Consider the following 12,423-nt stretch of genomic DNA (forward strand, 5'->3'; position numbering starts at 1 on the left):
GTCACTTGCGGAAGGCTCCGTCCATGGCGCGGGCCGCCTCGCTTGCCGCCGCGTCGACGCTTTTGCGGCCGCTGACGATCTGCTGGTACATCGTGGGCAGCACCAGCGAGGCGTCGACGGTGGCCCAGCCCGGCGTGACGGGGACGAACTCCGCACCGGCGTCGAGGGTGTCGGTGAACGGCTTGACGTACGGCCGCCGCTTCGCCGCCTCGGCGCGGACGTCGGTGAAGGTCGGCAGGAAGCCCATCGCGTCGAAGAGTCCGCGCTGCGCCTTCTTCCCGGCCAGCCGCTCCATCAGGTCGACGGCGAGGGTGCGGTGGGCGGTGCTGCGCAGCACGCCGATGTTGTTGCCGCCCGCGAACGCCGGGGCGATCTCGCCCTCCTTCCGGCCGGGCAGCGGGACGACGCCGTATTTCCCCTTGACCTTGCCGGCTTCGACGGCGCGGTGGTTGAAGTCGCCGCCGATGGCCATTCCGGCGCGTCCGGCAGCGAAGGCGGTGACGGTGTCGTTGCCGTTCATCCCGGCGCACTTGGACGCCGGGCAGTTGTCGTCACCGAAGAGCGCGGCGTACGCGGCGATGCCCTTCCTGGCCTCCGGGGTGGTGAGGGCGGCGGTGTAGGTGCCGCCTTTCTCGGTGGCGAGGGCGCCGCCGGCCGACCAGAGGAACGGCAGTGCGCCGTAGGTGTACGTGCCGCCGACGGCGAGTCCGTACAGCGCGGGGTGGGCCGCCCGGATCTTCCGCGCGGCGGCGGCCATCTCGTCCTGGGTGGCCGGGGGTCGGAGGTTCAGCTCCTCGAACAGGTCGGTGCGGTAGTAGAGGGCGCGGACGCCGACGAAGAGCGGGGCGCCGTAGATCTTGCCGTTCACGGTCACCGACCGCCGGGCGGTGGGGTCGGTGTCCTTCGCCTCGGGCCAGGCGCCGAACTCCTTCGTCACATCGGCGAGTCCGCCGTCCGCGACGTATCCGGCGGTGTCGGTGTTGCCGTACTCGATGACGTCGGGGGCGCCGGACGGGTCGTTGAAGGCGGCCTTGACGCGCTGGGCGCGGGTGTCGACGGGGATGTAGTCGACGGTGACCTGCACGCCCTTGTGGGCGGCGGTGAAATCGGCGACGGCCTCCCGGACCACCTTCTCCTTGGGGGCGTTGCCGACCTCCCGGAAGAGCCAGACCCGCAGTGTGCCGGTGCGGGAGTCGCCTCCGGCGGCGCCGGACGAGGTGGCCGGGGCGCACGCCGTGGCGGTGAGAGCGGTCAGGGCGAGCGCCGCTCCGGCGGCGGCCAGACGGGGGGAGAGGTGCATGACGGGACCTCCAAGAGTGTTGCAACATACGCAACGGGCGTTTCGCAGTGCACAACTCTGAGGAGATTAAAGGGCGTTGCCCGGTCGGACAAGGGTTCGCCAGAGGTCTCCACCACTCCCCGTCCGCCGCCCCTCGGCCCCGTACGCCACGGGGCCGCACCCGTCACCGGACCGCCCGCCCCCGGACACGGCGAAGGGCCCGGGTTCACGAAAGAACCCGGGCCCTCGGCCCTGTCTGCTGCGGCGCACCGGCCCCGCGCGGCGGTCCGCACCGCCCGCGCCCGGCGGACGGCGGGCTGACCGTCCGCATCGGGCCGGTGTGCGGCTCCGGCTACTTCTTGCCGTCGCCCTTGCCGTCCTTGCCCTTGTCGCCACCGGCGCCCATGGACTCGTAGATCTCCTTGCACATGGGGCAGACCGGGTACTTCTTCGGGTCGCGGCCCGGCACCCAGACCTTGCCGCAGAGCGCCACGACGGGGGTGCCGTCGAGCGCGCTCGCCATGATCTTGTCCTTCTGGACGTAATGGGCGAAACGCTCGTGGTCGCCGTCACCGTTCGACACCTGCGGCGTCGGCTCTACGAGGGTTCCCGTTCCTGCCCCGCGCTCGGGCTCGGGCTCAAGAGTGCTCATACTCGCCAAGGGTACCCAGGCGCCCGGCGTGCCGGGAGCGCCGGGCGCCCACCAGGTGGAGGCCCAGACCGGCGGCGGCGACCCCGGCCGCCGCCCACGGCAGCGCGGACGGCGCGAGCCCCGCCGACAGCGCGAGACCGCCGAGCGCCGAGCCGACCGCGGAGCCCAGGTAGAGCGCCGAGTTGTTGAGCGCCAGGGCGACGGTGCCGCGCTCCGCGCTCAGCGCCAGCAGCCGATGCTGCTGCGGCACCTGGAACGCCCACCCGACCGCACCCCAGACCACCAGCAGCGCCGCCGCCGCGGGCAGCGCGACCGGCGCCGCCACCGGAAGCAGCGCCTGCGCCACGACGATCACCACCAGCAGCCCGCCGGCCAGCGCCCGCACCCGGCCCGTACGGTCCACCAGCGGTCCGGCGGCCACACTGCCCAGCACCCCGCCGACGCCCCACGCCCACAGGTACGGCGTGACCTCGCGGACGCCGCCCGCCGCCGCGAGCACCGGCGCCAGATACGTGTAGAGCCCGAGGCTGGCGACGGCCGCGAGGAACGACACCCCGACGACGGGGGCCACCGCACGGTCGGCGAGCGCGGTCAACCGGGCGCGCAGCGGCACCGCGGGACCGGCCGGTACCGGCGGCAGCAGCGCGGCCAGCCCGGCGAGCGCCAGCGCGCCCAACGCGGTGACCAGCCACATCGTGGCGCGCCACCCGGCGCGCTCGGCGAGCAGGACGCCCAGCGGTACGCCGAGCACGGTGCCGGTGCCCATCCCGCCCATCACCAGCGCCAGCGCCCGGCCGCGCCGCTCGGGCCCCACCAGCGCGGCGGCCGCCGCCGTGGCGAGCGCCGCGTAGACCCCGGCGCCCGCACCGGCGACGATCCGCGCGCCGAGCAGTGTGCCCAGGGTCGGGGCCACGGCGGTCAGGGCGTTGCCGAGCGTGAAGAGCGCCAGCGCGGCGAGGATCAGGGCGCGCGGCCGCACCCCGGCGAGCAATCCGGCGACCAGCGGCGCGGCCAGCGCGTAGGCGAGGGTGAAAGCCGTCACCAACTGCCCGGCCAGCGCCACCCGGGTACCGGTGTCCGCGGCGATCACCGGAAGCAGCCCGGCCATCACATAGGCGTCCAGTCCGAGCGTGAACGCCCCCAGCATCAGCAGTCCCACTTTGCGCACCGCGCGCTCAACTCCCCTCTCACACCGGGATGTCACCCGGAAGCGGCCCGGCCACGGACCGGCCGGCGATCGGCACCACGCACCGACCGGGGAAACGTAGGCACTCTCCGGATAGCCCCGGAAATGCCCGCGAGCAGCTATTTATGCTGGTGAGGCATAGATCGGCGAGGCGGGCCGGGCGACCGGAGCAGGACCCGGCCCGCCCCCGCGGAAGAGACGGCGGAAGGCAGGGAGCGACACGATGACCGGGGCCACCGAGCACCCGCACGGGGCGGGGCGGTACGACACGGGGGCCGGCGCCCCGGCGGGCAGGGGGCCGGTGACCGGGGAACCGGCAGCGGCCAGGGCCGACCGCATCCCGCCGGCGGGCGGACCGGACGGCACCGGGACGCGTACGGCTCCGGCCGCCCCGCCGCGCACCTCCGGCCCCACACCTCACCCCTGCCCCGCCGGTACCGGCGCCCCGAGTCCGGAGGCCGCACCGGCGCCCGGCCCCGACCCCGGCCCCGACCTCTCCCCTGACCCCGGCCCCGGCCCCGACCTCTCCCCGGAGGCCGGAGTCACGGCCTCTCCCGTCCCCGACGCCCTGGACGCGCTCGGTGCCCTCGACGGGTGTTCCGGTATCGAGTTGCGGCACCTGCGGGGGTTTCTCGCGGTCGCCGAGGAGCGGAGTTTCACCTATGCGGCGGCCCGGCTGCGGATCGGGCAGCCCGCGCTGACCCGTACCGTCCGCGCGCTCGAAACGGCGCTCGGCGCCCGGCTGCTGGACCGTACGACCCGCCGGGTGGAGCTGACCGCCGCGGGCCGCGGGCTCCACGCCGACCTGGCGCCGCTGCTGCCCCGGCTGGCCGCCGCCCTGCGGGCCCCCGCGCGGGCCGCGCCGCTGCGGCTCGGCTTCACCTCCCTGCTGCCCACCGCCTGCACCGACCTGACCTCCCGCTTCACCGCCGCCACCGGCACCGGCGTACGCCTCGTCCGGCGGGACGCCCCGCTCGCCGGGCTGGAGAGCGGGGAGGCCGACGTCGCCGTGGTCCGCGGCGCCCTCCCGCGCGGCGCCGCCGTCCGCACCACCGTCCTGCTGCACGAGCCCCGGGTCGCCGCGCTGGCCCGCGCCGTCCCCGGTACGGCGGGCCGGGGCCCCGGCGGCGACGCCGACACCGAGGCGCTGCGGTCCCTCGCCCGGCGCCGGGTCCTGGACTGGACGGAACTGGCCCGGCTGCCGCTGGTGGTCAACACCGTCACCGGCTCCACCGGCCCCGAACTGTGGCCCGAGGGACGGCGGCCCCGCCTGGCCTGCACCGCCGGGAACGTCGACGAATGGCTGGAGGCGGTCGCCGCCGGCCACGGCGTCGGAGTCGCCCCCGACTCCCTCGCCCGCCGCCACACCCACCCCGGCATCCGCTACGTACGCCTGAAGAACGCCCCGCCGGTCACCGTCCGCCTGGCCGTCCCCGAACGCGGCGCCCACCCCCTGGCGGAGCGCTTCCTCACCCTGGCCCGCCCCGCCTCAGCCCCCGAACCCCCGAGCTGACGGACGGACCGGCGAGGTCACCGGCGGGACCGGCGAGCAGCCCGGCCCACGAGCGGGCCGGACCGCGGGCCTCAGTTCAGCGACGGGTCGTCCGGATACGTGGCGACCATCGCGAGTTCGTTGCGCTGGCGGCGCAGGACCGCGCGCCACAGCCCCTCGGGGTCGGGGGACGAGACATCGCCCGGCTCGGAGTCGACGACGTACCAGGCGCCCTCGGAGAGTTCGTCCTCCAACTGCCCCGGCCCCCAGCCCGCGTACCCGGCGAAGATCCGCAGGCTGCCCAGGACGGTGGCGAGCAGCTCCGGCGGGGTCTCCAGGTCCACCAGGCCGATCGCGCCGTGCACCCGCCGCCATCCGGGGGGCTCCTCACCCGGCGCGGCGCCGGGCCGGGCGTCGTCCGGGCGCGGTCCGGCGGCGGTGGCCTGGCCCCGTCCGGGCCGTACGCCGCTCTCCAGGGTGGGCACGTCGTCGGCGCCGGCGAGCCCGCCGGGCATGACGGCCACGCCGAGCGCGGAGTCCAGCGACACCGGGCCGCCCTGGAAGACCACGCCGGGCTCGCCCGCGAGCGCCGCCCATGGGGCGAGGATGTCGCCGACGCCCACCGGGGTGGGCCGGTTGAGGACCACGCCGAGGGAGCCCTCCTCGTCGTGGTCGAGGAGCAGCACCACCGCGCGGTCGAAGTTCGGGTCGGCGAGCGCGGGCGTCGCGACGAGCAGCCGGCCTGTGAGCGAGGACGCCTCGGTCATGGCGCCATGATCCCGCACTTCGGGCCGGAGCGGGGAGTCGATGCCCACACCTGTGCGAGTGCAGGGCAGGGCGTACGGCGGCAGCACCGGCGCACACCACCCCACGCCCGACATCACATTCAAGACAATTGGCCTCTTTTTTGGCCAATTGGTGATTACAAAGCAAAGAATGATCGCAACCGAGCGTGTTGTGACAAAGCCCTTACATGCCGGAGGCCCACTCGTGCCTAGGGACACCCCCTCCGGCCCCCTTACCATTTCTCCTTGGCCCTGCCCGTCTCCAGGAACGCGAGATCCATGACCGTCTCTACTGACGACGTACTGCTTGTCCACGGCGGCACCCCGCTGGAGGGCGAGATCCGGGTTCGCGGTGCGAAGAACCTCGTACCGAAGGCCATGGTCGCGGCCCTGCTCGGCAGTGGCCCCAGCCGGCTGCGCAACGTGCCCGACATCCGCGACGTCCGCGTGGTGCGCGGCCTGCTCCAGCTGCACGGCGTCACCGTGCGGCCCGGCGAGGAGCCCGGTGAGCTGGTCCTCGACCCCTCGCACGTCGAGAGCGCCAACGTCGCCGACATCGACGCGCACGCCGGTTCCTCGCGGATCCCGATCCTGTTCTGCGGCCCGCTGCTGCACCGCCTCGGCCACGCCTTCATCCCGGGTCTGGGCGGCTGCGACATCGGCGGCCGTCCGGTGGACTTCCACTTCGACGTGTTGCGGCAGTTCGGCGCGACGATCGAGAAGCGCGCCGACGGGCAGTACCTGGAGGCCCCGCAGCGGCTGCGCGGCACCAAGATCCGGCTGCCGTACCCGTCGGTCGGCTCGACCGAGCAGGTGCTGCTGACCGCCGTCCTGGCCGAGGGCGTCACCGAGCTGTCCAACGCCGCGGTGGAGCCGGAGATCGAGGACCTGATCTGCGTGCTCCAGAAGATGGGCGCGATCATCTCGATGGACACCGACCGGACCATCCGGATCACCGGTGTCGACAAGCTCGACGGCTACACCCACCGCGCCATCCCGGACCGCCTGGAGGCCGCCTCCTGGGCGTCCGCCGCGCTGGCCACCGAGGGCAACATCTACGTCCGCGGCGCCCAGCAGCGCTCGATGATGACGTTCCTGAACACCTTCCGCAAGGTCGGCGGCGCCTTCGAGATCGACGACGAGGGCATCCGCTTCTGGCACCCGGGTGGCTCGCTGGACGCCATCGCGCTGGAGACCGACGTCCACCCCGGCTTCCAGACCGACTGGCAGCAGCCGCTGGTCGTCGCGCTGACCCAGGCGTCGGGCCTGTCGATCGTCCACGAGACGGTGTACGAGTCGCGCCTGGGCTTCACCGAGGCGCTCAACCAGATGGGCGCGCACATCCAGCTCTACCGCGAGTGCCTGGGCGGCTCCGCCTGCCGCTTCGGGCAGCGCAACTTCCTGCACTCCGCGGTCGTCTCCGGACCGACCAAGCTCCAGGGCGCCGACCTGGTCATCCCCGACCTGCGCGGCGGCTTCTCGTACCTGATCGCGGCGCTCGCCGCCCAGGGCACGTCCCGGGTGCACGGCATCGACCTGATCAACCGCGGCTACGAGAACTTCATGGAGAAGCTCGTCAGCCTCGGCGCCAAGGTCGAGCTGCCGAACGGCGGCCCGCAGGACTGACGCCCGCCGCACCGCGCGAAGGCCGCCCCCGCTCCCGTACGGAGCCGGGGCGGCCTTCGCGTTGCCGGGCCCGGCGGGCGGCCTTCGGGCGGCCGGGCCCGGCCGCCCTCCGCGTCCGTCGCCGTCTCCGCCCCGCTGACGGCGGTCCGGCGCCGGTCCGTCCCTCTTTCCCCGGGTCCGTCCGTCAGGTCCGCAGCGGGGCGCGTACGGGCGCACAGGGGTGCATATGCCCGGGAGCACACCACGGGCGTGCGTACCGGCGCTCCGGCGAGGCGGCCGGGCCGTCTGCGGGGACGACGAAGGGCGGCCGCCCCGGAGAGGGGGCGGCCGCCCTTGCGATGCCTGCTGGGGGCTTACTTGCCCTTGGCGGCTTCCTTGAGCTTGGAGCCCGCGGAGACCTTCACGCTGTAGCCGGCGGCGATCTGGATCGGCTCGCCGGTCTGCGGGTTACGAGCGGTGCGAGCGGCACGGTGGGTGCGCTCGAAGGTCAGGAAGCCGGGGATGGTGACCTTCTCGTCGCCCTTGGCGACGACCTCACCGACGGTCTCGGCGAGGGCGGCCAGAACGGCGTCGGCGTCCTTGCGGGTCACCTCGGCACGATCGGCCAGAGCGGCCACCAGCTCACTGCGGTTCATTTTTGTACTCCCGTGTTCTTCTTGCCAATGGGCGTGCCCCGCGGCCGAAGCCGCGTCTCGGGCACAGCGAAGCCGATGCTGCCAGGGCCCTCGGACAGTCCCCGGACCCGGGTCTGCTGCCAGACCCTCGCGCCCGGTTACGCATCCTGCCCCCACCTGCGGCGGTAAAGCCAATCCGGCACCCTGGCGGGTCACACGGAAAGCGCCGGCGCCCCGGTCGGCGTGACGTTCCGCACCCGTAACCGCTCGGAGGCCGCCACGCGTGGTGGCCGGCCGGTTGCCGTCCGCCACCCTAGGGGCCGCCCGGCGTGGCCCGTCCGCGACGCGCCGTGCCCGAAAGGCCCCGTGGGGCGTCAGAGTGCAGTGGTGGCCGTCACAGCCGGGTCCCCGGCCTTCGCGGCGTCCTTCACCGCACCGGCCACGGCGCCCGCGACCTTGTCGTTGAAGACGCTCGGGATGATGTAGTTCGGGTTGACCTCGTCCTCCTGGACGACGTCGGCGAGGGCGCGGGCCGCGGCCAGCATCATCTCGGTGTTCACCGTACGGGACTGGGCGTCCAGCAGACCGCGGAAGACACCCGGGAAGACCAGCACGTTGTTGATCTGGTTGGGGAAGTCGGAGCGGCCGGTGGCGACGACGGCGGCGGTCTGCCGGGCGATGGCCGGGTCGACCTCCGGGTCCGGGTTGGCCAGCGCGAAGACGATCGCGCCGTCGGCCATCTTCGCGACGTCGTCGCCGTCCAGGACGTCGGGGGCGGAGACGCCGATGAAGACGTCCGCGCCGACGACGGCGTCCTTGAGGGTGCCGGTGACGCCCTCGGGGTTGGTGTTGTCGGCGATCCAGCGCAGCGGGGAGTCCGGGTCGGCGGAGACCAGGTCCTCGCGGCCCGCGTGGACGACGCCGTGGATGTCGGCGACGACGGCGTGCTTGACCCCGGCGGCGATCAGCAGCTTGAGGATGGCCGTACCGGCGGCGCCCGCACCGGACATGACGACGCGGACGTCCCCGATGGCCTTCCCGACCACGCGCAGCGCGTTGGTCAGGGCGGCGAGCACGACGATGGCGGTGCCGTGCTGGTCGTCGTGGAAGACCGGGATGTCGAGGGCCTCGCGCAGCCGGGCCTCGATCTCGAAGCAGCGGGGCGCGGAGATGTCCTCCAGGTTGATGCCCGCGAAGCCCGGCGCGATGGCCTTGACGATCTCCACGATGGCGTCGGAGTCCTGGGTGTCCAGGCAGATCGGCCAGGCGTCGATACCGGCGAAGCGCTTGAACAGGGCGGCCTTGCCCTCCATGACCGGCAGCGCGGCCTTGGGGCCGATGTTGCCGAGGCCGAGGACGGCGGAGCCGTCGGTGACCACGGCGACGCTGTTGCGCTTGATGGTCAGGCGGCGGGCGTCCTCGGGGTTGTCGGCGATGGCCTGGCAGACGCGGGCGACGCCGGGCGTGTAGACCATGGAGAGGTCGTCACGGTTGCGGATGGGGTGCTTCGACGACATCTCGATCTTGCCGCCGAGGTGCATCAGGAACGTACGGTCGGAGACCTTGCCGAGCGAGACGCCCTCGATGCCGCGCAGCTTGCCGACGATCTCGTCGGCGTGCGCGGTGGACGTCGCGGCGATGGTGACGTCGATCCGGAGTTTCTCGTGGCCGGACGCGGTCACGTCGAGGCCGGTGACCGACCCGCCGGAGGACTCCACGGCCGTGGTGAGCTGGCTGACGGCGGTGCCGCTCGCGGGAACTTCCAGTCGCACCGTCATCGAATACGAGACGCTAGGCGCCGTTGCCATGGCCGACTTCCTCTGCTTTCCCTTGTTTCCCTATGCGCTGTCCCAGGAGCGCGGATGCCCTGCGCATCGTCCGATCGTCCCACCTACCAGCCGGTACACGGTAACCAGCCCTATATTCCGGAAAGACACTTCCACCATACGAGAGAGATTCGCCGGGCGGAAGGGGCGTCGGCAGGACGGTTTCCGGCCCGGGGCGGGGTGGGCTCCTCCCGTGCCGGGAACGGCAACGGGCGCCCCTCCCGGAGGAGGAGCGCCCGTCACGCGGTCTGAGACACCGACCCGCCATGCTCGCCTCGCGGCAAGTGGTCGCTCGTAGCGACGATGGTTGGGCCCGGGGGCTTGGATCGGGCCGGTGCCACGGACAAGGCTAACAAACCCTCCCGGAAAGCGAATCCCGTGGCCGCCGCCTTTCGCCGCGGCGGGGCCCGGCCGGGCCCGGACGTCAGTCGCGGAGCAGGTCGGGGACCCCGTCGGCGTCCGGCTCGTCGCGGTCGCCGGAGAGGACCGTCAACCGCTGGGTGGCGCGGGTCAGGGCGACGTAGAGCACCCGCAGGCCGGCCGGGGACTCGTCGGCGATCTCGGCGGGCGCGACCACCAGCGCCGCGTCGTACTCCAGCCCCTTCGCCTCCAGGGAGCCGAGGGCGACGACGCGGTCGCCGAGCGGGGCCAGCCAGGCGCGGGCCTGTTCGCGGCGGGCCATCGCGGTGACCACGCCGACGGTGCCGTCCACCTCGGCCAGCAGCCGCCGGGCCTCCTCGGTGGTGGCGGCGGCCAGCGCCGCGTCGAGGGCCGCGGCGCCCCGGCCGTCCGGGGAAGCCACCGCGAACCGCGGCCGCAGGCCCGTCGAACGGACCGCCTCCGGCGCCGCCGTTCCGGGCATCGCCAGCGCCAGGACCTTCGCGGACAGCTCGGCGATCTCGGCCGGGTTGCGGTAGTTGACGGTGAGCCGGAAGCGGCGGCGGGGGCGGGTGCCCAGCGCCTCGTCACGCGCCTCGGCGGCCTCGTCCGGGTCGGACCACGACGACTGGGCCGGGTCGCCGACGACCGTCCAGGTGGCGTGGCGGCCACGGCGGCCGACCATCCGCCACTGCATCGGCGTGAGGTCCTGCGCCTCGTCGACGATCACATGGGCGTAGTCGGTGCGCTCCTCCTCCAGACGCTCACGGCGGCTGCGGCCGGAGGGGCCGCGGTCGGCGGCCGTGGTCAGCTCCTCCAGACCGGTGAGCTGGTCCAGCGGGTCGGCCTCGCGGGGGCGGGCCGGACGGGCCGGGGCGCCGAGGATCAGCTGGAGTTCGTCGAGGAGCGCCACGTCGTGGACGGAGAGCGGGCCCTCGCCCCGGGCGTCGAGGCGGCCGAGGGAACGGGCCAGCTTCCGGACCTCGCGCGGGGTCAGGACGCGGCGCGCCCAGCGGCCGAGGGTGCGCTCGTCGGCCATCGCGGCGAGCACCCCGCGCGGGGTCAGCTCCGGCCACCAGGCGTCCAGGAACTCCTGGAAGACCGGCTCGGTGCTGACGTCCTCGTCGAAGCCGGCGCGCGCCTCGGCGGCCAGCTCCGGGTCGAAGTAGCGGCGGCCGGCGCCGGACTTCGTCCACAGGGCGTCCAGGAGGAGCCGCCGGGCGCGCGGGCGGAGGAGGTTGACGGGGGCGGTGCCGCCGAGGGCGGTGCGGCGGACACGGCCCAGGTCGGCGGCGTCCAGCTCGATACGGGCGCCGAAGGCCACCACGCGGAGCCGGTCCGGCGGACCGGCCGGGGCCGGCGCGGCGTCCTCGTCCGGGAAGGAGAGCTGGGTGCCGCCGTCCGGGGCCGGGGCGGGGGCCGCCGCGTCGAGGGCGCCGCGGGCCGCCTTGCGCAGCAGCTTCTGCATCCGGCCGGAGCCCTTGATCCGGGCCACGTCCGGCGGGTCGTAGGCGGTCGCCTCGGCGCCGTCGACGAGGGAGCCGAGGGCGCGGATCGCGACCTGGCCCTCCTCACCCAGGGACGGCAGGACGCCCTCGGTGTACGCGACGAGCAGCGGGGTCGGCGAGACGATGAGGATGCCGCCCGCGTAGCGGCGGCGGTCCTGGTAGAGGAGGTAGGCGGCGCGGTGCAGGGCGACGGCGGTCTTGCCGGTGCCGGGGCCGCCCTCGACCTCGGTGACGGACGCGGCGGGCGCCCGGACGACCAGGTCCTGTTCGGCCTGGATGGAGGCGACGATGTCGCGCATGGTGTGGCTGCGGGCCCGGCCCAGCGCGGCCATCAGGGCGCCGTCGCCGATGACGGCCAGCTCCTCGCCGCCGAGCGTGGCGGTGACGTCCGGGCGCATCAGATCGTCCTCGACGCCCAGGACGCGGCGGCCCTTGGAGCGGATGACGCGGCGGCGTACGACCCGGCCCGGCGCGACGGGCGTGGCCCGGTAGAAGGGGGCGGCGGCCGGGGCGCGCCAGTCGATGACCAGCGGTGAGTAGTCCGCGTCGAGGACGCCGAGGCGGCCGATGTGCAGCGTCTCGGCGATGGCGGCGCGGCCGTTCGTGACGGCGCCGTCGGCGGGCTCGACGGAGGTGAAGGCGCCGTCCGGGCCCTTCTTGCCGTCCTTGCCGGGGAGCAGGTCGATCCGGCCGAAGAGGAAGTCCTCGTACTCGGAGTTGAGCCGGTTGAGGTGGACGCCCGCCTGGAAGACCTGGGCGTCGCGCTCGGCGAACGCGCCGGGCGTGCCGACCTGACCGCGCTTGGCGGCGTCGTCCATGAGGAACTCCGCCTCGTGGATCTTCTCCTCCAGGCGCCGGTAGACCCGGTCGAGGTGCGTCTGCTCCGCGGCGATCTCCCGCTCGCGGAGCCCGGCGGGCGCGGCGGCGGAGCCGGAGTCCGCGGCGGGCTCCGGGGCGACGGCGTCCGAAGAAGTGTGCTCCGGCGTGTGATCCGGTGCGTGCGTGGCGTTCTGCGCGGCCACCCAGGCCCCCTTCTGGTGTGCGTAGGGCAGCCGTCAACCGTACGCGACCCGGGCA

9 protein-coding genes are annotated in these 12,423 nt (G+C 74.2%); 2 read left to right on the forward strand and 7 right to left on the reverse strand.

The window, feature by feature from the left end:
• Position 1: 1 nt before the first annotated feature.
• The 3 genes from ACZ4M8_RS05035 to ACZ4M8_RS05045 all read right to left on the reverse strand — a co-directional run bounded on the left by ACZ4M8_RS05035 (position 2) and on the right by ACZ4M8_RS05045 (position 3,099).
• Entirely contained in the window at positions 2-1,300 is a 1,299-nt protein-coding gene (locus ACZ4M8_RS05035) for an extracellular solute-binding protein (protein WP_467603344.1), read from the reverse strand.
• 331 nt (positions 1,301-1,631) lie between these two features.
• On the reverse strand, positions 1,632-1,931 hold the full coding sequence (locus tag ACZ4M8_RS05040) for a DUF3039 domain-containing protein (RefSeq protein ID WP_467603346.1): 300 nt from the start codon (positions 1,929-1,931) through the stop codon (positions 1,632-1,634).
• A complete protein-coding gene (locus ACZ4M8_RS05045) occupies positions 1,918-3,099 on the reverse strand; it encodes an MFS transporter (protein WP_467603347.1) in 1,182 nt (393 codons plus the stop codon). Before ACZ4M8_RS05045 ends, ACZ4M8_RS05040 begins: the two co-directional genes overlap by 14 nt.
• A gap of 241 nt (positions 3,100-3,340) precedes the next feature.
• Here ACZ4M8_RS05045 and ACZ4M8_RS05050 point away from each other — a divergent pair, with 241 nt between their 5' ends.
• On the forward strand, positions 3,341-4,630 hold the full coding sequence (locus ACZ4M8_RS05050) for a LysR family transcriptional regulator (RefSeq protein WP_467603349.1): 1,290 nt from the start codon (positions 3,341-3,343) through the stop codon (positions 4,628-4,630).
• A gap of 71 nt (positions 4,631-4,701) precedes the next feature.
• Here the strand turns inward: ACZ4M8_RS05050 and ACZ4M8_RS05055 are convergent, their stop codons facing one another.
• Positions 4,702-5,376: a YqgE/AlgH family protein gene (locus tag ACZ4M8_RS05055; RefSeq protein WP_467603350.1), complete on the reverse strand. Its 675-nt coding sequence runs from the start codon at positions 5,374-5,376 to the stop codon at positions 4,702-4,704.
• A gap of 297 nt (positions 5,377-5,673) precedes the next feature.
• Here ACZ4M8_RS05055 and murA point away from each other — a divergent pair, with 297 nt between their 5' ends.
• Positions 5,674-7,020, forward strand: a complete 1,347-nt coding sequence (gene murA / locus ACZ4M8_RS05060; protein ID WP_399090276.1) for a UDP-N-acetylglucosamine 1-carboxyvinyltransferase — start codon at positions 5,674-5,676, stop codon at positions 7,018-7,020.
• A gap of 353 nt (positions 7,021-7,373) precedes the next feature.
• On the opposite strand, the gene ACZ4M8_RS05065 is transcribed toward murA, so the two are convergent.
• From ACZ4M8_RS05065 to ACZ4M8_RS05075, 3 genes are all read right to left on the reverse strand, one after another.
• Positions 7,374-7,655 (reverse strand): HU family DNA-binding protein, encoded by a 282-nt coding sequence (locus ACZ4M8_RS05065; protein WP_004951951.1) that lies wholly within the window; start codon positions 7,653-7,655, stop codon positions 7,374-7,376.
• Positions 7,656-8,008: 353 nt separating this feature from the next.
• On the reverse strand, positions 8,009-9,442 hold the full coding sequence (locus tag ACZ4M8_RS05070; RefSeq protein WP_467603351.1) for an NAD-dependent malic enzyme: 1,434 nt from the start codon (positions 9,440-9,442) through the stop codon (positions 8,009-8,011).
• Positions 9,443-9,884: 442 nt separating this feature from the next.
• Positions 9,885-12,368, reverse strand: a complete 2,484-nt coding sequence (locus ACZ4M8_RS05075) for a HelD family protein (protein ID WP_467603352.1) — start codon at positions 12,366-12,368, stop codon at positions 9,885-9,887.
• Positions 12,369-12,423: the final 55 nt, after the last annotated feature.

This window comes from Streptomyces sp. NPDC027185, assembly GCF_055567035.1.